General features: G+C 46.7%; 18 protein-coding genes. 10 read left to right on the forward strand and 8 right to left on the reverse strand.

Features of this window, described 5'->3' with window-relative positions; genetic code table 11:
* Window positions 1-249 precede the first annotated feature (249 nt).
* Together MSG33_RS00420 and MSG33_RS00425 are read left to right on the forward strand one after the other, a co-directional pair.
* The gene (locus MSG33_RS00420) at window positions 250-2,283 is read left to right on the forward strand and encodes a S8 family serine peptidase (protein WP_006741281.1); all 2,034 of its coding nucleotides are present in this window, start codon (window positions 250-252) and stop codon (window positions 2,281-2,283) included.
* A 9-nt stretch (window positions 2,284-2,292) separates the two neighbouring features.
* The gene (locus MSG33_RS00425) at window positions 2,293-2,640 is read left to right on the forward strand and encodes a hypothetical protein (RefSeq protein WP_005395359.1); all 348 of its coding nucleotides are present in this window, start codon (window positions 2,293-2,295) and stop codon (window positions 2,638-2,640) included.
* Window positions 2,641-2,762: 122 nt separating this feature from the next.
* Here MSG33_RS00425 and MSG33_RS00430 read toward each other — a convergent pair whose 3' ends face one another.
* The 3 genes from MSG33_RS00430 to MSG33_RS00440 all read right to left on the reverse strand — a co-directional run bounded on the left by MSG33_RS00430 (window position 2,763) and on the right by MSG33_RS00440 (window position 4,827).
* Window positions 2,763-4,019: a PTS ascorbate transporter subunit IIC gene (locus MSG33_RS00430; protein WP_047007992.1), complete on the reverse strand. Its 1,257-nt coding sequence runs from the start codon at window positions 4,017-4,019 to the stop codon at window positions 2,763-2,765.
* Between the two features lie 9 nt (window positions 4,020-4,028).
* Window positions 4,029-4,316 carry a PTS sugar transporter subunit IIB gene (locus MSG33_RS00435; RefSeq protein ID WP_005463968.1) on the reverse strand — a complete coding sequence of 96 codons (288 nt, stop codon included), beginning with the start codon at window positions 4,314-4,316 and terminating at the stop codon, window positions 4,029-4,031.
* A gap of 67 nt (window positions 4,317-4,383) precedes the next feature.
* Window positions 4,384-4,827: a PTS sugar transporter subunit IIA gene (locus MSG33_RS00440; RefSeq protein ID WP_248379352.1), complete on the reverse strand. Its 444-nt coding sequence runs from the start codon at window positions 4,825-4,827 to the stop codon at window positions 4,384-4,386.
* Window positions 4,828-5,076: 249 nt separating this feature from the next.
* Between MSG33_RS00440 and MSG33_RS00445 the strand changes: the two genes are divergently transcribed.
* Entirely contained in the window at window positions 5,077-6,105 is a 1,029-nt protein-coding gene (locus MSG33_RS00445; protein WP_025501411.1) for a LacI family DNA-binding transcriptional regulator, read from the forward strand.
* Between the two features lie 76 nt (window positions 6,106-6,181).
* Here the strand turns inward: MSG33_RS00445 and phnX are convergent, their stop codons facing one another.
* The 3 genes from phnX to phnW form a co-directional block, all read right to left on the reverse strand.
* Entirely contained in the window at window positions 6,182-6,997 is an 816-nt protein-coding gene (phnX, locus tag MSG33_RS00450; RefSeq protein ID WP_248379354.1) for a phosphonoacetaldehyde hydrolase, read from the reverse strand.
* Window positions 6,998-7,076: 79 nt separating this feature from the next.
* On the reverse strand, window positions 7,077-8,456 hold the full coding sequence (locus MSG33_RS00455; RefSeq protein WP_248379356.1) for an aspartate aminotransferase family protein: 1,380 nt from the start codon (window positions 8,454-8,456) through the stop codon (window positions 7,077-7,079).
* A 26-nt stretch (window positions 8,457-8,482) separates the two neighbouring features.
* Window positions 8,483-9,586, reverse strand: coding sequence for a 2-aminoethylphosphonate--pyruvate transaminase (phnW, locus tag MSG33_RS00460; protein WP_248379358.1), 1,104 nt, complete (start codon window positions 9,584-9,586; stop codon window positions 8,483-8,485).
* 266 nt (window positions 9,587-9,852) lie between these two features.
* On the opposite strand from phnW, the gene MSG33_RS00465 reads away from it, so the two are divergent.
* The 5 genes from MSG33_RS00465 to MSG33_RS00485 all read left to right on the forward strand — a co-directional run bounded on the left by MSG33_RS00465 (window position 9,853) and on the right by MSG33_RS00485 (window position 15,779).
* Window positions 9,853-10,863, forward strand: coding sequence for a putative 2-aminoethylphosphonate ABC transporter substrate-binding protein (locus MSG33_RS00465; protein WP_005384363.1), 1,011 nt, complete (start codon window positions 9,853-9,855; stop codon window positions 10,861-10,863).
* A gap of 325 nt (window positions 10,864-11,188) precedes the next feature.
* The gene (locus MSG33_RS00470; RefSeq protein ID WP_248379360.1) at window positions 11,189-12,295 is read left to right on the forward strand and encodes a putative 2-aminoethylphosphonate ABC transporter ATP-binding protein; all 1,107 of its coding nucleotides are present in this window, start codon (window positions 11,189-11,191) and stop codon (window positions 12,293-12,295) included.
* Between the two features lie 8 nt (window positions 12,296-12,303).
* Window positions 12,304-14,028 (forward strand): putative 2-aminoethylphosphonate ABC transporter permease subunit, encoded by a 1,725-nt coding sequence (locus MSG33_RS00475; RefSeq protein WP_248379361.1) that lies wholly within the window; start codon window positions 12,304-12,306, stop codon window positions 14,026-14,028.
* A gap of 9 nt (window positions 14,029-14,037) precedes the next feature.
* Entirely contained in the window at window positions 14,038-14,739 is a 702-nt protein-coding gene (phnR, locus tag MSG33_RS00480; protein ID WP_053808131.1) for a phosphonate utilization transcriptional regulator PhnR, read from the forward strand.
* A 131-nt stretch (window positions 14,740-14,870) separates the two neighbouring features.
* On the forward strand, window positions 14,871-15,779 hold the full coding sequence (locus MSG33_RS00485; RefSeq protein ID WP_193447461.1) for an EamA family transporter: 909 nt from the start codon (window positions 14,871-14,873) through the stop codon (window positions 15,777-15,779).
* A gap of 47 nt (window positions 15,780-15,826) precedes the next feature.
* Here the strand turns inward: MSG33_RS00485 and MSG33_RS00490 are convergent, their stop codons facing one another.
* Both MSG33_RS00490 and MSG33_RS00495 read right to left on the reverse strand, forming a co-directional pair.
* Window positions 15,827-16,378, reverse strand: a complete 552-nt coding sequence (locus MSG33_RS00490; protein ID WP_248379362.1) for a porin family protein — start codon at window positions 16,376-16,378, stop codon at window positions 15,827-15,829.
* A gap of 52 nt (window positions 16,379-16,430) precedes the next feature.
* Window positions 16,431-17,339: a VirK/YbjX family protein gene (locus MSG33_RS00495; RefSeq protein ID WP_248379363.1), complete on the reverse strand. Its 909-nt coding sequence runs from the start codon at window positions 17,337-17,339 to the stop codon at window positions 16,431-16,433.
* A 424-nt stretch (window positions 17,340-17,763) separates the two neighbouring features.
* Between MSG33_RS00495 and MSG33_RS00500 the strand changes: the two genes are divergently transcribed.
* Together MSG33_RS00500 and MSG33_RS00505 are read left to right on the forward strand one after the other, a co-directional pair.
* On the forward strand, window positions 17,764-18,123 hold the full coding sequence (locus MSG33_RS00500; RefSeq protein WP_005395335.1) for a DUF3316 domain-containing protein: 360 nt from the start codon (window positions 17,764-17,766) through the stop codon (window positions 18,121-18,123).
* Between the two features lie 216 nt (window positions 18,124-18,339).
* Window positions 18,340-19,740: an FAD-dependent oxidoreductase gene (locus tag MSG33_RS00505; RefSeq protein ID WP_248379364.1), complete on the forward strand. Its 1,401-nt coding sequence runs from the start codon at window positions 18,340-18,342 to the stop codon at window positions 19,738-19,740.
* The last annotated feature ends 4 nt before the right edge of the window (window positions 19,741-19,744 follow it).

Genomic DNA, 19,744 nt, shown 5'->3' on the forward strand with positions numbered 1-19,744 from the left:
CTAACATTAATTTAACATGCACTTTTTGTTAATTAAGTGATTGCTTTATAAGGTTTTGTTTATGCTTTTTGATGTTAACTAAAAATGTTTATTGAATGATCTTTTGTACAAAGTTGTATATTCATGAAACAAATTGTTTGGCATTTTTGGCCTATAAACTATAGCTGAAGCTCTCATGCAAACATCATGGTGATGACTTTTCATGGGAATATAGTGAATAAAAATTAGCTCAAATAAGGAATAGGGCAAATGCACTACACAACAAGTAAAAAACAAGGCTTATTTTCGTTGTCTGCCGTAGCGATAGCACTGACCACTTCTATGTCAGCGTTTGCGGCTCCACCAATGGGATTTGATGAATCTAAGTTACCGACGAAGTACATCGTCAAATTCAAAGAAGATGCAGTCAGCCGATCTTCAATGGGTGGTAACTCATTTTGGGGACCACGAATCGCGCAGGAGTCTGTTTTAGAACAGGTGAAGGCACGTAAGGTGGAAAAACTAGGTAATCGCGCCATTTACAGCGTTGAGTTGGATGGTGATGACTTAGAACCACTTCGTAATCGCAGTGATGTGGAATATGTCGAAGTCGATCCGCCTCGCTATTTGCTCAGCGAAACTACCCCGTGGGGTTATGAAGCGGTTAATGCTCAACAGTTAGACGACTTCAATGCTGGTAATCGCACTGTATGTATTATCGATTCAGGGTACGACATCTCGCACAACGACCTAAGCGGTAACCGTGTTGCAGGTACCAACGATAGTGGTACAGGATCATGGAGCGATCCGGGTAACAATAACGCCCACGGTACTCATGTTGCAGGTACTATCGCAGCGATTGCCAACACCGAAGGTGTGAAGGGTGTGATGCCAAACCAGAATGTAAATTTGCACATCGTGAAAGTATTTAACGAATCAGGTTGGGGTTACTCATCTGGGCTTGTTAAAGCGATCCAAACGTGTGCAGATAATGGTGCCAACGTTGTGAACATGAGTCTTGGTGGTAGTCAATCAAGCCGAACTGAGCAAAATGCACTGCAAAACATTTACGATCAAGGCGTTCTGCTAATCGCCGCAGCTGGTAATGACGGTAACACCGCACACAGCTACCCAGCTTCTTACGATTCAGTTATGTCTGTTGCTGCTGTCGATAACCAAAATGATCATGCGGCGTTCTCGCAATCTACTGATCAAGTTGAGATCTCTGGCCCAGGTGTGGCGATCTTATCAACGGTTACGGTAGGCGAAGGTAAACTTTCTGATATTACCTTGAATGGCGTAAGCCAATTTGATCGCGGTATTGTCCCTCACAATCGTTTGATCAATAACGGTTCTTCGTATGTGCCAGATCCAATCGCTGGTTCAGTAACAGCAATGCTAGATAGCTGTGATGTATCTGGCGGTAACTTTAACTGTGGTGATATGTCGGGCAAAATTTGTTTGACTGAGCGTATTGGCAACCAGTCTTCAGGTAACTACCCAGAAGTGGATGCAGTTCAGGCTTGTTACAATGCGGGTGCGCGAGCTGCAATCGTATACAGCAACTCTGAACTACCTGGTTTACAAAACCCATTCTTGGTAGACACAAACAACGCTTATCGTATGGTTTCGGTAACGGTTGATCGTGCATTTGGTCAAGAGCTGTTGGGGTATGTTGGTCAAGAAATTACGGTTTCAACCACCTCTGGTGAAGATTACGAGTACTACAATGGTACATCGATGGCAACACCTCATGTAACTGGCGTAGCAGGCTTGGTGTGGAGTTACCACCCAACGTGTACAGCAGCGCAAGTACGTAATGCCCTAGTTCAAACGGCAACAGACATTGATGTCGCTGGACGAGACAACCGCACAGGTCACGGCCTAGTGAATGCGGAAGCGGCGAAACTATTCTTGGATGCGGGCTGTAACGGTCCTGACGGTGGCGGTAGCTCTTCGGACTCTAGCTTCTCAAACACCAGCCCTGTTGCGATTCCTGACAACAAATCTTCTGGCGCAATCAGCGCAGTAGATGTCGATCGCTCTGGTGATTCAGGTACAGTAAGTATTGACGTTGATATTAGCCACACTTACATCGGTGACCTACGAGTGACGCTAACTTCACCTACTGGTGGAGAAGTCGTGCTTCACGATAATACTGGCGGCAGCGCTAACGATATCAAAGCCACTTTCCAAGCGGATTTCTCTGGTTTTGAATCACAAGGTTCTTGGGAACTAAAAGCGGTAGACAGTGCCAGAAGAGACACAGGCACAATCAACAGTTGGACTCTGACTTTTCAATAAGGAGTGGCTATGAAGAAGTTGACCTTACTTTCTTTGTCTGCGGTGAGTGCTACCGCACTATTGGCAATCGGACTAAGCTCGGCCAGCTTGGCGAACAATCAAGGATTTCCGCTCGTGGATGAACGTTCTGAACAAGCTGAGCAACAACCTACGCGTTACTTTGTTAAGTATCACAAAGGGAAAGAGAGCGAAGTGAGAGCGCTTCTTCGTCAACATAACCTTAAAGTGGTTGATGCGTTGGTGAAGCAACAGGTACTGGTGGTGAGCGGCGAACAAGCTGACGTCGATAAGCTATCTGGTAATGAATCCGTTGAATACACCGAGCAAGAACCAACGAGAAAGTTGTTGTCTCAATAAGATAGCCTCAATATGAAAAACGCCCCTCACGTGAGGGGCGTTTTGTTTGAGTGCTTTTCCTGCTAGAGCCTTTGAGAGATGAATGCCGACGAGCCTAATTCTGCATTCATAAGAATAAAAGCTTAGCGCACAATCAGGCCAAGTAGGATACCTACAATGCCGAAGTCAGCATCACTGAATGTTGTGTTTGCAAAGCCAAGATCACCCAGTACTGGCATTAGGAAGACAGGTAGGAAAGTAATCAGTAGACCTTGTGCAAACGCACCTAGAATTGCGCCGCGACGACCACCTGTTGCGTTACCAAATACACCCGCAGCCGCACCCACAAAGAAGTGTGGAACTACACCAGGGATAATCACAGTAAGCCCCATCACGTACAGCAGGAACATGCCCACTAGACCGGCTGCAAAGCTCGATAGGAAGCCCACCAATACCGCATTTGGTGCGTATGGGAACACAACCGGACAATCCAGTGCAGGTTTTGCGTTTGGAACCAGTTTGTCTGAGATGCCTTTAAATGCAGGAACGATTTCTGCGATAACCATACGTACACCTTGCAGGATAACGTACACACCACCTGCAAATGTGATGGATTGCATTAGCGCAAACATAGACCAATGTTTACCGCCACTGACTTCACGGACAAAATCACCGCCAGCGAACAAACACGTCACCACAAAGATGATGCCCATTGTGAACGAGATAGCCACTGGTGTATCACGTAGGAACAACAAGCTTTTAGGGACATTCATCTCTTCAGTAGAGTGTTCTTTGTTACCGAACTTGCTGCCAATAAAGCCAGCTAGCACGTAAGAAAGGGTAGAGAAGTGACCAATCGCAACGTCATCAGAACCTGTAACTTGCTTCATGTACTTGTGAGCGATCGCAGGGAAGAACACCATTACAGAACCCACAACCACAGAGCCAAGCGCGATCAGTGGAACACCTTTCATGCCGCTAGATGCCAGAATCGCTGCTACCATCATCGACATAAATAGTGTGTGGTGACCGGTTAGGAAGATGAATTTCCATGGCGTGAAGCGAGCGATCAAGATGTTCACTAACATACCGAAGAACATGATCATCGCCATCTCTTTACCAAACGCTTCTTGCGCGATAGAGACGATAGCTTCGTTGTTTGGAACCACGCCTGTAATGCCAAATGCGTGTTGGAAAATCGTCGCGAAGTCGCCTAGCGAGCTCACAACTAAGCCTGCACCTGCGCCAAGCACGATGAAACCAAGAATGGTTTTTACCGTGCCTTTAATGCACTCGGTGACTGGTTTTTTCTGGGCAATTAAGCCGATTAGAGCGATGAGACCGACCAGAACCGCTGGCTCTGATAGGACATCGTTCATTAAGAAACTGAAGAATTCCATAACGCCACCTTATAGAGCGCCAAGCTCTTGAAGTGCCACAGATAAACGCTCTTTCATTGCGACTTTGTCGACCATGTTATCAAGCGCTACGATACGTTGCTCAACGCCAAGTGCTTCCAACTGTTCTGCAATGTCTTTTGTGCCGATGAAAATGTCGCAACTTGTGCCTTTTGCTGAGCCAAGATCGATGTGATCCACAGCGGCATCGACGTTCAATTCTTTTACGATGCTTTTGATGCTCATTTCCATCATTAGGCTAGTACCAAGACCGTGACCGCAAACAACCATAATTTTCATAATTCAGACCTTTTCTTTTTTATAGGGGGTATACCCATTTGTGAATGGGGTATGTCAGGAGTAAAACTCAGTATTTGTCGATGATCGCAAGAACATCTTTTTTGCTTTGAGCGTTGCAGATGGCCTCTACATGCTCTTCATTCATAAACAATTCCGCCAGTTTCGAAATCGCATCAACGTGGCTATTACTGTCCGTTGCCGCTAGCGTGACCAGCATTTTTACTGGGTCATTTTCTTCAGAGTTAAAGTTGACGCCGTTTTGGATCACCGTGATCGCCAATGACAAGCGGTTAACGCCATCTTCAGGGCGAGCGTGTGGCATCGCCATGCCCGGACCTACCACGTAGTAAGGACCAAGCTCTTCGTGCGAGCGGTAAATTGCCTCAACGTAACTTGGTTCTATCGTGCCATTTTCAATCAAAGCTTCACAAGATTTGCTGATCGCATCTTTCCAGTCGGTTGCGTCAGAATGGATGCGAATGACATCAGAGGTAATCAGTTCACGTAGCATTGGAATGTTTCCGATTTGTTGTTTTGTTGCTGCGTACTTTATCGATCAATTTGCCATAAAAACCTGAGAGTGATCACAAATGGTAGCGCTATCTGATAGCGCTACCATTAATTGTGATAGCGCTATCATTTTTATCAGGCATCGAAGTTTCATGTGCTGGTGTTCGAGTTCTAATGCGCTAATATCAAAACCATTAAAGCGCTGTGATAAGATGTCGCAGCTGAAATTAGAGAACATTAAATAAAAACAATGAGCGAACCTCGCAAACGAAGAAGTACCGGCAATGTCACTTTGGCTGATGTCGCCAAACAAGCAGGCGTAGGCACTATGACGGTGTCGCGAGCATTACGAACGCCAGAGCTGGTATCCGATAAGCTGAGAGAAAAAATTCAACAAGTGGTTGATGAGCTCGGCTATATCCCGAACAAAGCCGCAGGGGCACTCGCATCTGCAGAAAGTTATTCCATCGCTCTTATCATTCCGTCACTGTTTGAAAAAGCATGCGCGCATTTCTTACCAAGCTTCCAACAGGCGTTAAACAAAGCGGGTTATCAATTATTACTGGGTTACAGCGACTACTCGATTGAGCAAGAAGAAAAGTTGCTTTCGACTTTTTTAGAGAGCCGTCCTGCGGGCGTGGTACTGTTTGGAAGTGAGCATAGTCAGCGAACGCATCAACTGTTAGAGGCATCAAATACGCCAGTGTTAGAGATTACCGAACTGAGCTCAAAGGCCAGTTATCTCAACATTGGCGTGGATCACTTTGAAGTGGGTAAGGCCTGTACCAGACACCTGATTGAACAAGGTTTTAAGAACGTTGGTTTTATTGGGGCGCGCGGGAATCACTCAACGTTGCAACGCCAGTTACACGGTTGGCAAAGTGCGATGATTGAAAACTATCTCACCCCAGATCATTTTCTAACGACTCATGAAGCGCCATCTTCACAATTGGGTGCGGAAGGATTGGCGAAGTTATTGCTGCGCGATTCAAGCTTGAATGCTTTGGTGTGTAGCCATGAGGAGATAGCAATTGGTGCGCTCTTTGAGTGCCATCGCCGCGTGCTCAAAGTCCCGACCGACATTGCCATTATTTGCCTTGAAGGCTCTTCTATGGGGGAGCACGCTTACCCAAGTTTGACATCGGCAGAATTTGATTACGAGCGCATGGGCACCAAGGCGGCAGAAAAGCTGTTGCATGCCATCAAAGGTGAGCCAGAAGAAAGACCAACCAGTATGGGCTTTAAGCTAAAGCGTCGAGCAAGTACTGCGATTAACTGACACCTCCGCTTTCCATAAATACAAAAAGCCTCTCAAGATGGAGAGGCTTTTTACATTCTGAATTCGCGAGCGAAAACTACGGACGTTCGCCCGCGGCTAGGCGTTGTTCGATATCTACGATCACCTCTGGCAGATCGGAGATGGTATCGATTAAGTAGTGAGGTGCACTCTTGATAAACTTCGCGCGTGCTTTTTCACGAGCTTTCTCTAAGGTTGCTTCGTCTGCGGCTTGGTATTCTTCAAATGTCAGACCCGCTTCGTTACCAGAAAGCAGCAGACCCACCGTCCACATGCCCGCATTGTGACCTTCAAAGATGCCTGGTGCTGAATCGTCCACTTTGACGCATGCTTTAACGTCGGTTACACCAAGCTCAATCACGTTTTTCAGTGCCATAAACGGCGCAGGGCGACCACCTTGGGGCAGATCGTCTGTCGCGACAACATAATCTGGTTGGTAGCCGTAATCCGCTGCAACTGGAATCAGTACGTCCATCACCTCACGCGGGTAACCCGAACAAGAACCGATCTTAATGCCTTTGTCTTTCAGACCGTTTACCACTTCAACTGCGTTGAGGATTGGTTCTGCGTGGTCAGCCACTTTTGCTTTTTGCAGAGGCATAAATGCCGCGTAGATAGTGTCGATGTCTTCGCTGGTCATTGAGCGACCAATCTTTTCATTCCAACGCTTATCAACCGTAGGAATACGACCCACAGCTTGGATGTGATCCCACTTACCAAGCCCCATTGGCTCACGTGCTTCTTCAAGGTCGATTTCAAAGTCAAAGCCTTGTTTGAACGCTTCCACAAAGATGCTGGTTGGCGCAAAAGAGCCGAAATCGACGATAGTGCCAGCCCAGTCAAAGATCACTGCTTGAATTGGTGATTTGTTCATGTTCAATCCTTTTTCTTACTTGCCAGAGCGCTTGCCAACACATTGGAACTGCGCTCTGGATAAATTGGTTTTGTCGAGGTTAGAAGTAGTTAAAGTCTTTACACACTTTGGCGATCGCTTCTTCGAAGATCGCCAATGCTTCTGTCAGTTGCTCGCGAGTGATGATCAGCGGTGGGCTGAGTTGAATCACGTTACCTTGCGATACCTTGAAGCTCACGCCGTTGTTGAGGCATTGGTACAGCACAGCTTCCGCTTCGTCATACGCGCGTTCTTTGGTTTCGTGGTCGGTGACCAGTTCAATGCCCCACAACATGCCGATGCCACGCACATCACCAATCACTGGGTACTTAGCTTTCATATCTAGCAGCTTTTCACGCATGAACTGGCTGTCGGCTTTGGCTTTATCTAGCAAGCCGTCTTGTTCAATAGCTTCCATGGTTGCCAGTGCTGCAGCACAACCGATAGGGCTTTTCTCATGAGTGTAATGACCCATTGAGATTTGCTCGGCGGTGTTGTATTTGTTTTTGGTTACCATGGCCGCGATAGGCACCAAGCCTCCGCCCAAACCTTTACCGATGCAGAGCATATCTGGCTCGATGTCGTAGGCTTGGTAGGTAAACCATTCACCGCTGCGACCCATGCCGTTAGGGATGTCGTCGATGATCAGCATGACATTGTGTTTGTCACAGATTTCACGGATGCGTTTCCAGTAGGCTTTGCTCGGCACTTGTACATCCGTGTTGCGAACCGCTTCTGCGATAAACGCGCCCACGCCACCTTCTTTTTCAATCACGTATTCAAGGTAGTCGGAGTAATGCACATCGCTGCCGTCCGCGACTGGGAAAGCGCCACGGTAAGGTACGGCTGGTGGAATGCGCTCAACACCTGCCATTAATGGCCCCATACCTTGGCGGAAACACGCTTCGCCGCCCACAGAGATGGCATCCAGCGATGCGCCGTGGAAGGAGTCCCACAGCGACACCACCTTGTAGTTGCCCGTGATATGGCGCGCTAGTTTAAGTGCCATGCCTACCGCTGATGTGCCGCCCGGAGCAAAAAGCACGCGGTTCAATTCGCCGCCACAGATTTGCGTGAGTTTTTCGGCGCATTCAATCGCGGTCTCGTTGGTAAAACGACGTGGTGAAAACGGCAGTTTGGCAATTTGCTCTTGCACTCGTTTAATCACATGCGGATGACCATAGCCCAACTGGTGGACGTTATTGCCATGGAAGTCCATGTACTTTTTGCCGGTGGCATCTTGGATGTAGATGCCTTCTGCTGCTTCCAAGGTATCTAAGCAAGGCGTTGACATGGCTTGATGAAGAAAGACCTCCGAATCACGCTTGAGTAATGCTTGCGTGCGTTCATCGTCCATCGATGCATTCCAAGCTTGGCGCGCTGGTGTCGTGTTGACATCGCCTTCGCTGCGGAAATGGGTCGGTTTGATATTCTGAGTCATAACGCTTTCTCAATCAGAAGGCTGCTTTACGCAACTTGCCAATACATTGCTTTTTCAATCGCACCGATTAAGCGCTCGATATCTGCTGGGTAAACTTCGCCAATGTTGCCGATACGGAAGCAATCTGCGTTCGATACCTTACCCGGATAAATCACGAAACCTTGCTCTTTTAAACGCGTGTAGAACGCTTTGAATTGGTAATCACTGTGAGTTGGAGAGTAGAAAGAGGTGATGATTGGCGAGTGAAGGTCATCACTCAGTAGTGGTTCGAAACCCAGAGAACGCATACCTGCAACCAGTGTTTTCTGGTTAGTTTGGTAGCGGTGATGACGAGCCTCAATGCCGCCTTCTTGTTCCAGCTCTAACAATGCTTGATAGAAAGCGCGAACCGTGTGCGTTGGAGACGTAAAACGCCATTTGCCGTGGTTCACTTCCATACAGTGCCACTGGTCGTAAAGATCAAGGCTCAAAGAACGAGCCTGACCTTGGCACTTTTCGAGCTCAGTTTGTTTTGCAATCACAAAGCCAAAGCCCGGCACGCCTTGAATACATTTGTTTGCAGAGCTGATCATAAAATCGATGCCTAGCTCTGCGATATCGATAGGAATGCCACCAAAGCTCGACATGGCATCGAGAATCACTACTTTACCGTGAGCTTTTGCCGCAGAAGCAAATGCCTCAATTGGGTTAAGCATGCCAGTGGTTGTCTCGCAATGAACAATCGCCACGTGTGTGATTGTAGGATCCGATGCCAATGCAGTTTCCACCTCGTTCAAGTGTGGCTGTGATGTTTCGCCTGGGGAAACTACATGGCATGGAATATTTAGGTAATCAGCGATCTGAGCGATACGCGCACCGTAAGCACCGTTGTCGACAATCAACAATTTTCCATTTTTGCCAATGGCGCTGCCAATCGTCGCTTCTACTGATGCAGTGCCGCTACCTTGCATTAGTACGCTGGTGTAGCCGTCTTGTTGAGTTGCCAGTTTTACAAGCTTAGTGCGGATCACCTCTACAATGTCTTTGTTGTATTCATCATCCCAAGTACACCAGTCTTTTAGCATGGCTTCACGTACCGTTTCAGAAGTAGATAGAGGACCTGGAGTCAGTAGTAGGTATTCGTTTTTCATCTCGATTTCCATCAGAATAGGCTAGTTGGTCTACACCAAATTTCGAGTTCACTCTAGCGAGGAAGAAAAGGGCAGTAAATAGGCGAATATCCAATTTCATAAAACTTTAATATCCAGAAAATGGCGGATCAATTGAACGATTATTCAGCGCAAATTTTCGTAAAACTGCCATTTAATGGTCATGATTTCGTCACAAAGGCTCAGTAGGGTGTATATCGTCAACTGGTACAGACCAAATGAAAACTTAGCCAAATTAACTGGAGAAAATGATGAAAAACCGTTTGATGAAAGGATCGCTGGCTGCACTTGTCTCTCTGCTAGCTACGAATGCAATGGCAGCACAGGAAGTCACGGTTTACACCGCTTTCGAAACTGACATTCTTGCGAAATACAAGTCTGCGTTTGAGAAAGATAACCCAGATATCAAGATTAAGTGGGTTCGCGATTCAACCGGTATCATGACGGCGAAATTGCTGGCAGAAAAGAACAACCCTCAAGCGGAAGTGGTTTGGGGGCTTGCTGGCTCGTCAATGGCACTGCTTAAAGATGAAGGTCTTCTTAAGCCTTACACACCAAAAGGTTTGGAAGAGCTGCATGCGAACCTAAACGACCCTCAATCAAACCAAGCTTGGTTTGGTAACGATGCGTTCTTTAACGCAGTTTGTTTCAACGAAGCGGTAGCGAAACAGCTTAATCTGCCTAAACCAACGTCTTGGGAAGACCTAACAAAGCCGGTTTACAAAGGTCACATAGCAATGCCTAACCCAGCTTCTTCAGGCACTGGCTACATGCAGGTTTCTGCTTGGCTACAAAACATGGGTGAAGATCAGGCATGGAACTACATGCGTGACTTAGACAAGAACATTGCACACTACACGCACTCGGGCTCTAAGCCATGTGTTCAAGCGGGTATGGGTGAAGTGGCTATCGGTATTTCGATGGCGAGCCGCGGCGCGAAGCTGAAAACACAAGGTGCACCACTAGCGGTTATCACGCCAAAAGGCATCGGCTGGGAATCAGAAGCCGTTGGTCTAGTAAAAGAGTCTGATGCAGCAAAGCGCGTTGTTGACTGGTCAATCTCTAAAGCAGCAAACGAGCTTTACGTAGAAATGTACCCAGTGGTTGCACATAAAGAAGTGAAAGCGACCGTTTCTAACTTCCCGAACGTTCAAGAGAACATGGCGAAGATGGACTTCGCGCAAATGGGTAGCAAGCGTGCAGAAATTCTAGCGGCATGGTCAGAGAAGTTTGACGCGAAATCAGAACCAAAGTCTTAATTGAATTTGCTTTGAGTTGAATGCTGAAATCCACCTCGGTTGAGGTGGATTTTTTGTTTTCCCTCTTATTTCAGAGTTCGCTACAATTAGATTCCTAGTCTCACCTAGGTTCGCTGGAATGACGGACTTGAGAAAGTTGGGTACTCCTATCCGCACTCACAACGTCATTCTCGAGAGTGAGGAAGGAGTGAGTCGGGAATCTCTAATTACCACTTGAACAAACCTCATTTTCCTTCATCTATTTGTCATCTTCTGGCTATAAATTTGTCATTGGAACGTAACACTCCAAAACTAAAGTTGGTATATACCATTTGGAGCGTGTGTTATGTCAACTAACCAACATTACCTAAATATTGAAAATGTAGTGAAGCAATTCGGACAGTTCACTGCATTAAAGAAAATCTCGCTAGCGATTGAAAAGGGCGAGTTCGTTTGTTTTCTTGGTCCTTCTGGCTGCGGTAAAACCACTCTATTACGTGCTATTGCAGGTTTAGACTTGCCAACGTCTGGTGCGATTTTTCAAAACGGTCAAGAGACCACATTCCTACCACCAGAGAAGCGCGATTTCGGTATCGTATTCCAGTCATATGCATTGTTCCCAAACCTAACTGTGCAAGAGAACATTGCGGTGGGTTTGAAAAACCAAGGTATGTCGACCAAAGAAGCGCTAGAGAAGGTGGACTACTGGTTAGAAACCATTGGTCTTCCAACCTCTGGCGAGAAATTCCCTAACCAACTTTCTGGTGGTCAACAGCAGCGTGTGGCACTCGCTCGCGCATTAGCGTTGTCTCCGGGTCTGCTGTTATTGGATGAGCCGCTGTCAGCGCTGGATGCAAAAGTACGTGTTCACTTACGTGACGAGATTTGTAAGCTGCAACGCAAGCTGGGCATTACCACCATCATGGTTACGCACGATCAGGATGAAGCGTTGTCGATGGCGGATCGTATCGTGGTAATGAACCATGGTGTGATTGAGCAAGTCGGCACACCTCAAGAGATCTACCAACAACCAGCAACGCGCTTTGTCGCTGAGTTTGTCGGCAGCATGAACTTTGTTGAAACCTCAGTCGCAACGGACTCCCAAATACGCATTGCCGAAACCTTGATGCCAGCGCCAAGCTTGACCAATCGTAAGATCCAACGTGGTGACCGCTTCGACCTTGCGGTGCGTCCTGAAAGCATCAAGTTCGTTGAAAACTACACCAACTCTTTACCTGTTCGAGTGACGGCAACCGAGTTTTTGGGGGCGTTTTTCCGCATTGATTGCGTATTGCAAAACGACAGCTCAATGAAAACCATCGTAGTGGATGTGCCTGTGGAAACGGTTCAAAAACTCAATATCAAGGCGGGCGATGTACGTTACATCCAGTTTGCTGAAGAAGGGCTGCATGGTTACGCCGTGCCCTCGGTTGATAAAGCGCTAGCAGCGTAGGTGTAAACATGGATGCGAAGACAATGACGATGAATAGCCTAACCACGCAAGACAAAGCAAAATCCCTACTCGGACGTGTCAGCCGCGACAACCTTGTGTTGTTCGGTTTGCTCGCTGGTTTGTCGACTATGATGGTGCTGTTCATCTTAATGCCGCTTTGGGCAATGTTGACCAAGAGTGTGCAAAATGCCAATGGCGAATTTGTCGGATTGGCAAACTTTGCGACGTACTTTTCTTCTTCAAGCTTGTGGGTGTCGGTGGGAAACACCTTCACTTTGGGCGTGATTGTGACCTCAGTAGTGGGTGTGCTTGCGTTTGGCTATGCCTACGCGCTGACTCGTTCATGTATGCCATTTAAAGGTTTGTTTCAAATCCTAGGTACCGCGCCAATCCTTGCGCCTTCGTTGTTGCCAGCGATCAGTTTGATCTTCCTTTTCGGTAATCAAGGCATTGCCAAAGAGATGTTGTTAGGAAACTCGGTTTACGGCGTGATTGGTATCTCTATGGGTTTGATTTTCTGGACCTTCCCTCATGCATTGATGATTTTGACCACTTCACTGCGTACTTCTGATGCCCGTTTGTATGAAGCTGCCCGCGCACTGAAAACATCACCCATCAAAACCTTCTTTATGGTGACGTTACCTGCGGCGAAATACGGTTTGATCAGTACGCTTATCGTCGTCTTTACACTGGTTATCACGGACTTTGGTGTGCCGAAAGTGATTGGTGGAAGCTACAACGTTCTGGCGACTGACATCTTCAAGCAAGTGGTGGGACAGCAAAACTTTGCCATGGGTGCGGTGACCAGCATTATGCTTCTATTCCCTGCGGTAATGGCGTTCGGCGCAGACCGCTGGGTACAGAAAAAGCAGAAGAGCTTATTCGACACACGCTCGGTACCTTATCAGCCAGAACCTAACAAAGCGCGCGACAGCATTTGTTTGGTTTACTGCAGTATCATTTCTATTGCAGTGTTGGCAGTGCTTGGCATGGCGGTGTATGGCTCGTTAGTTACGTTCTGGCCTTGGAACAAAACACTGACGCTAAACAACTACAACTTTGCTGAAATGAGCACTTACGGTTGGAGCCCATTCTTCAACTCGCTAACGCTGGCAGGTTGGACGGCAGTGATCGGTACAGCCATCATCTTTGTCGGTGCTTACTGCATTGAGAAAGGGCGTGCGTTTGGTCCAATTCGTCAGGTGATGCAAATGCTTAGCGTGGTGCCAATGGCGGTTCCGGGTATGGTGCTTGGCTTGGGTTACATCTTTTACTTCAATGATGCGAACAATCCTCTGAATGTGCTTTATGGCACCATGGCATTCTTGGTAATTAACACGGTAGTGCATTACTACACGGTGGGTCACATGACAGCCCTGACAGCACTAAAGCAGTTGCCATCGGAGATTGAAGCCACGGCGGCATCGGTGAAGCTTACTCAATACAAGTTGTTCTTTAAAGTGACATTACCTGTGTGTTTACCTGCGATTTTGGACATTGCAACTTACTTGTTTGTTAATGCATTGACCACCACTTCTGCGGTAGTATTCCTTTACTCAACCGATACGATTCCGGCTTCGGTCTCGATTCTGAATATGGACGATGCAGGTCAAACTGGCGCTGCTGCGGCAATGGCGGTGATGATCATGATGGCTGCCGCAATTGCGAAGATTGTTCAGATGACTTTGGGTAAATTGTTAGAGAATCGCACACAAGCTTGGCGCAAAAGATAAGGACACTTCGTGCAATACGTAAAAATTAAAGATTCGATTGTTGAACAGATTGAAGCGGGCATGCTATCGCCGCGTCAAAAACTGCCAGCAGAGCGTAAGTTGGCGGAATCGTTCGATACTACACGCGTCACTCTGCGTGAAGCTTTATCACTGCTGGAAGCAGAAGGTCGAATCTATCGCGAAGATCGCCGAGGTTGGTTTATCTCACCCGAGCCATTGCGTTACGACCCAACCCAAACGTTGAACTTCCCAAACATGGCAAAAGCGCAAAATCGCGTGCCAAAAACAGAAGTGATAGCCGCAAAAGGCACCTTGGCTAATAAATTGGCCGCTCGTTTGTTGGACCTTCAGCCGTTTTCAGACGTATTTCGTGTCGACCGCGTTCGTTACCTAGAAGAGCGTCCGGTGGTTTATGTAACGAACTACATTCGACCAGACATATTTCCCAACTTATTGTCTTATGATTTATCAAACTCGTTAACCGACATTTATCGTGAACACTACGGTGTGACGTATCAAAAAATTCGTTACCGAATTTCGACTAGTACTTTGTTGGGTGAGGTGGCACAGGCATTGCGCGCGACGTCTGGTACGCCTGCAATGGTGGTTGAACGTATCAACTACAACCAACATGGCGAGTTGATTGACTGTGACATCGAATACTGGCGTCATGATGCCATCAGCATCGAGTCTGTCGCAGAGCTGAATTAATCTCTGTTTGCTGGGCATCTGTCTAGTTGGCAGCGAGCAATTTATATCTCAAATTCAAAGGCTCCATATTGGGGCCTTTGTTGTACCCAAGCACCATGAGGATATCTAAATATCATAAACAGGAAAACGGAATGGATCTCTTGGCAATCGCACTCGTTGTATTGTCTGCGGTTATGCATGCTGGCTGGAATATTCTTGGTAAAAGCAACGCTGGTTCAGGGCTCGCGTTTACGATGGCGGCAAGTTTATCTGCTTGCCTTCTACTCACGCCCTACCTTATTTGGTATCTCTTTAACATTGGCTGGGCGACGTTGCCCAGCGTGTTTTGGGGAATGCTGTTTATCAGTGGTTTATCTCAAATCGTCTATTTGGTTGGTTTGATCGTGGCCTACAAGCACGCCGATGTGGGAGTGATTTATCCGATTGCGAGAGCACTTCCTGTAATGATGGTGGGCGCACTCACCGTCGCCTTAGGTTATGAGTTGAATGCTCAGCAGTGGTTGGGTTTCCTGCTTATTACTTTAGGTTGTGTCCTAGTTCCAGTGACCAGTTTTCGTCAAATTACTCTTGGGGAGTACCTGAATGTTGGTGTGTTTTGGGCCTTGATTGCGGCGTTTGGCACGACGGGTTACTCCGTTGTGGACAAGCAAGCACTGAATCTGCTAACTCAACAAACATCGACCATTCTTAACGACCACTATAGCGCGATTTTTTATCTAGGCGTGCAGTTTTGGGTTATGGGAGTACCGGTTTTATTGTGGTGTATTGTTTCGGGGAGTCAGCAAGAACTACAAACCGCTTGGATGATTCGCAAAAGTGCGAGCATGGCTGGCATCATGATGGCATCCACCTACGGCTTGGTGCTGTTTGCGATGACTATGACTGATAACGTCAGCCTTGTTGTGGCTTTGCGACAAATCAGCATTGTATTTGGTTTATTAATGGGCGTGTGGTTGTTGGCTGAAAAATGGTATTTCACGCGAGGCGTCGGGGTGCTGTTGATCCTGAGCGGAATCATTATGTCATTGAGCTCTGCTTGAGGTATAAGGCACCGATGTCGATTCGGTGCCTTGGCACAGCTAAATTTTTAAAATCGCAATTGTGCACCAAACATCACACCGCCAGAATCAAAATCGCTATTCTTGGCGTAGTTGTACTCCAAGTTCAAACCAAAGTGTTTATAGGCCCAAGCGACACCAGCGGCGGCCTCGCCTCCAAGGCTGGACTCATCATATTCTTTGCTCTGACCATTATTTTTAAATGTATAACTTAACGTGTAGTAAGTGACACCGCCTTTCCCGTAAAGCTCAAAGCCAGCTCCCAGAGGGTAACTTGCGTAACCGCTGAGTCGAGGTCCGCCATAACTGACATCGGTGATTTCTGTTAAGGGACTGATAAGTACGGAGCCAATGCCGTTAAATGCGCCCTTATAGCCGGCTTCAATACCAAAGTTGTGATCGAACATGTAACGGTAATATACATCACCAAGGAACATGTCACCTTTATCATGGCTATTGTTCACATCGTAACTAACATTACCGTAGCCTAAATTTGCTCCAACAACATGTTGGGTTGGTTGTGCATGAGCCGTTAAGGAAAGTGCGGACAGTAAGCATGCAACGGCGTACTTGTAAGACATAAAAACTCCGAATCATAAAATGAAAAAACAAAACGTCATGTGGTGCGTTGGGTTAACGTAGCCTTGTCATGAACTCCGCTTTGGTATTGTCTAACCATTCGTAACGACGTCGATACATCGAACGCTTAGAACGCGACATGCCTTCGATATCACGACGCGGAGCATTCACATCGAGTGAGTAGAAATGACGGTTGTATTCGGTGCCGCCCAACTCTTGCCAGAGTGCATCGTAATCCGTTTTGATTCGTCCTTTACTGTAGCGTCGTGCAGCATAAGTATGGGATTGTGTTTTTACCGCTAGAATCGTATTCACTTCCCAAATTTGCGCGAGTAAAGTGAGCAAACTCACCATCAAGCTTTTTGGTCTTTGCCCGTAAAGCTTACGAGTTAACTTTTTAATTTTCGCGTTGTTCTCTTCACTGCTGCGTGGCCCTTGTAAGCCGCCAATCATAATGCTGCGTCCAGATTCTATGTGGCCGAGAGTAAATGAGAGCGTATAGAAGTTGCCATCCTCCGCGCTGTGTAGCACTAGGCTCATGTCGCCTTCTTTTTGGTAACGCGCTTCGTACACCAATCGCACAGAGTACAATGTCTCGTCGATTTCAAATGATGTTAATGTTAAGCCAGTTGAATCGGTATAGATCTCTTCAATGGTCTGTTTAGAAAACAGCTCTGAAATGGTTTTGTAGTGATCAACCACTAGGTTTGAACGATCGAACGCTGAGTTATTTTTGATGATGTAGGGACGAAACGGTTTTTCTAAAAATCGGTGCGTACGTGCACAAAGCATCTCTAGCAATGACGATTCAATATTATCTGACAGATGCTTAAACGCTCGTTTGTAGTAAAGTGCGCGCAAGATGAACTTCGCTCTGTAGGTCCAAATTGGCTTATAGACATCAGCATAATCATCTGAGTAAATTAATTTGCTATGGTAAAAAATGGATTTGTTCGCGGTCATTTTCACTCCAGATTAACGTGTGCTCAACAGCCACAATTAAGAACCGACGGACGAGCAGCGAAGAACCCGAAAAAGGGGGAAATGCAAAGCACTACTAAAAGGGGAGGTTTTGCTGTGCCCGACGTTTATATAAGGTTTTGAACACTGTTCTTTTGTTGGGATTCTAAGAGAAAATTGACCTTAGGTATTGTATGGGTTGGTAAGGAAATGTCAGTTTGGAAGCCACTTTGAACGTTGTGATTACGAGGTAGAAAAATGCTCGTGTTGGCAGAGTATGATGCCGTGTTGCTAAGTTAAAGTGAAATGAGTTGAACAAGAATTGAACGTTATTTGAAATTATTTTGACGTGTTTCTGGTCTTTATACGTACCTTATAAATATCGAGCCAATTTAGGTCCGATATAAAGGTAAGTAAGGAGAGGTTTATGAAACGCTTAATGACTTTAGCAAGTATGATTGCTCTGACTGCTGCACCTTCTGTTGTTTTTGCTGGTGGCTATCAGTGGACAAACGATACCGAAACGATCCATGGTGATGTTATGGATAGCAAACAAGCGGCTTATGAAATGGGTCGTGACATGATTCAGAACTATCAAAGCAAATCACCAGGTCAGCTTCGTGACGAGTTTACAAGCCTTACAGAGTATGTTGATCGCCAGTCGTTTTCTATCACTGACTCAAAAGTCATGGTGAATGAGTTCTTGCAAAGTGACGGGCAAGTTGTATACCAGCCTATTCTCAATGTTCAATACGAGTACCGCATGCGTGAAACCGGTAAATACTAACCACTAAGACGGTCTCGATTTTCCGATAATTTATATCCTTGCTGTTTGTTTTGGGGAGCGCTGCTCCCCATTTTTGTATTCATTGATAGCGGAAACTTCCACTCTCTCAGCGCAACATTTGCTATCGCTCAGCGTTAGATATTCTTGCTCGTTGATTGTGCTCATCGTTTGTAAAGTGTTTACAGAAACGATGCAACGCACTAACAAGGATATCCGATGACACATAGTTCATACTGGTTCAAACAGGCCATTGAAGCTGAACAGCCAGAAATGCCGCAACCATTACATCAAAATATTGATACCGATGTTGCTATTGTCGGTGGTGGCTACACCGGACTTTGGACAGCGATTATGATTAAGCAGCAATCTCCTGAAAAACAGGTGGTTGTTATCGAAAAGGGGTTGTGTGGCAGTGGGGCATCTGGCGCGAATGGCGGCTGTATGCTGACATGGTCGACAAAGTTTCCGACGTTGAAACGGTTATTCGGTGAAGAACATGCTGTTTGGTTGGTAAAAGAGTCGGAACAAGCGGTGTTGGAGATTGACGACTTTTGTCAGCAATACAATATCGATGCGCAATTATCTTTAAAAGGGGTTTATTACACCGCAACCAATCAGGCTCAGAAAGGTGGAATGCAGCCAGTTGTCGACGAGTTACAACGGCTAGATGTGAACAGTTGGCGTCGTTGCTCGGTGAAGGAACTGCGTGCCAATGCGGGTTCACCTCGCCATATTGAAGGCTATCACTCTCCGGTTGCTGCTAACGTACAACCCGCCTTACTCGCGCGAGGGTTACGCCGTGTTGCTATTGATCTGGGTGTAGAAGTTTATGAGAACACGCCAATGACGCGTCTAGATTATGGAAAACCTGCCACCGTCTGTACACCTAAAGGAAACATTCAAGCGCAGCAGGTGGTGTTGGCATTAAATGCATGGATGGTGGAGCAGTTTAAACAGTTCAAAAACAGTATCGTGGTGGTCTCTTCCGACATGGTGATCACCAAGCCGCTTGGTGATACTTTGTCTCAATCTGGTTGGCAAGCGGGTTCGAGTGTGTTGGACTCACGCATCTTCGTACATTATTACCGAGATACGCCAGATGGCCGTTTGATGCTAGGCAAAGGCGGTAATCAGTTCTCTTTCAACAACCAAGTTGACGCGATGTTTAACAAGCCGACGCGTTATCAAACTCTACTAAAAAAATCATTCGACAACCTTTTTCCTCGCTTAAAAGGGGCTGAATTTGAGTACTCTTGGACTGGCGGTTCGGATCGTTCCGCAACTGGGTTTCCTTTTTTTGGCCAATTGGATGAGCAAAGTAATGTCTTTTACGGGTTTGGTTATTCAGGTAACGGCGTTGCCCAAACTCGAATGGGTGGAAAAATTTTATCGTCGTTGGTGTTAGGGCTAGATAACGAATGGACGCGAAGTGGTTTAGCGCAAGGACCGCTTGGGTATTTTCCACCAGAACCAATACGTTGGCTGGGAGCAATGATGGTACGAAATGCTGTTCGCCGAAAAGAGGAAGCGGAAGATAATGAGAAACATCCGTTTGTTTGGGATAAATGGCTAGCGAAACTCGCAGGACCAGCAGGCAAAGCGGATAAGCTCGACTAAACTG

This window comes from Vibrio sp. 1CM7H, assembly GCF_023161645.1.
Lineage (GTDB): Bacteria > Pseudomonadota > Gammaproteobacteria > Enterobacterales > Vibrionaceae > Vibrio > Vibrio diabolicus.

Coding starts and splice junctions, on each gene's coding strand:
- MSG33_RS00420 (WP_006741281.1), top strand. CDS start 250: ATGCACTACACAACAAGTAAAAAACAAGGCTTATTTTCGTTGTCTGCC.
- MSG33_RS00425 (WP_005395359.1), top strand. CDS start 2,293: ATGAAGAAGTTGACCTTACTTTCTTTGTCTGCGGTGAGTGCTACCGCA.
- MSG33_RS00430 (WP_047007992.1), bottom strand. CDS start 4,019: ATGGAATTCTTCAGTTTCTTAATGAACGATGTCCTATCAGAGCCAGCG.
- MSG33_RS00435 (WP_005463968.1), bottom strand. CDS start 4,316: ATGAAAATTATGGTTGTTTGCGGTCACGGTCTTGGTACTAGCCTAATG.
- MSG33_RS00440 (WP_248379352.1), bottom strand. CDS start 4,827: ATGCTACGTGAACTGATTACCTCTGATGTCATTCGCATCCATTCTGAC.
- MSG33_RS00445 (WP_025501411.1), top strand. CDS start 5,077: ATGAGCGAACCTCGCAAACGAAGAAGTACCGGCAATGTCACTTTGGCT.
- phnX (WP_248379354.1), bottom strand. CDS start 6,997: ATGAACAAATCACCAATTCAAGCAGTGATCTTTGACTGGGCTGGCACT.
- MSG33_RS00455 (WP_248379356.1), bottom strand. CDS start 8,456: ATGACTCAGAATATCAAACCGACCCATTTCCGCAGCGAAGGCGATGTC.
- phnW (WP_248379358.1), bottom strand. CDS start 9,586: ATGAAAAACGAATACCTACTACTGACTCCAGGTCCTCTATCTACTTCT.
- MSG33_RS00465 (WP_005384363.1), top strand. CDS start 9,853: ATGATGAAAAACCGTTTGATGAAAGGATCGCTGGCTGCACTTGTCTCT.
- MSG33_RS00470 (WP_248379360.1), top strand. CDS start 11,189: ATGTCAACTAACCAACATTACCTAAATATTGAAAATGTAGTGAAGCAA.
- MSG33_RS00475 (WP_248379361.1), top strand. CDS start 12,304: ATGGATGCGAAGACAATGACGATGAATAGCCTAACCACGCAAGACAAA.
- MSG33_RS00485 (WP_193447461.1), top strand. CDS start 14,871: ATGGATCTCTTGGCAATCGCACTCGTTGTATTGTCTGCGGTTATGCAT.
- MSG33_RS00490 (WP_248379362.1), bottom strand. CDS start 16,378: ATGTCTTACAAGTACGCCGTTGCATGCTTACTGTCCGCACTTTCCTTA.
- MSG33_RS00495 (WP_248379363.1), bottom strand. CDS start 17,339: ATGACCGCGAACAAATCCATTTTTTACCATAGCAAATTAATTTACTCA.
- MSG33_RS00500 (WP_005395335.1), top strand. CDS start 17,764: ATGAAACGCTTAATGACTTTAGCAAGTATGATTGCTCTGACTGCTGCA.
- MSG33_RS00505 (WP_248379364.1), top strand. CDS start 18,340: ATGACACATAGTTCATACTGGTTCAAACAGGCCATTGAAGCTGAACAG.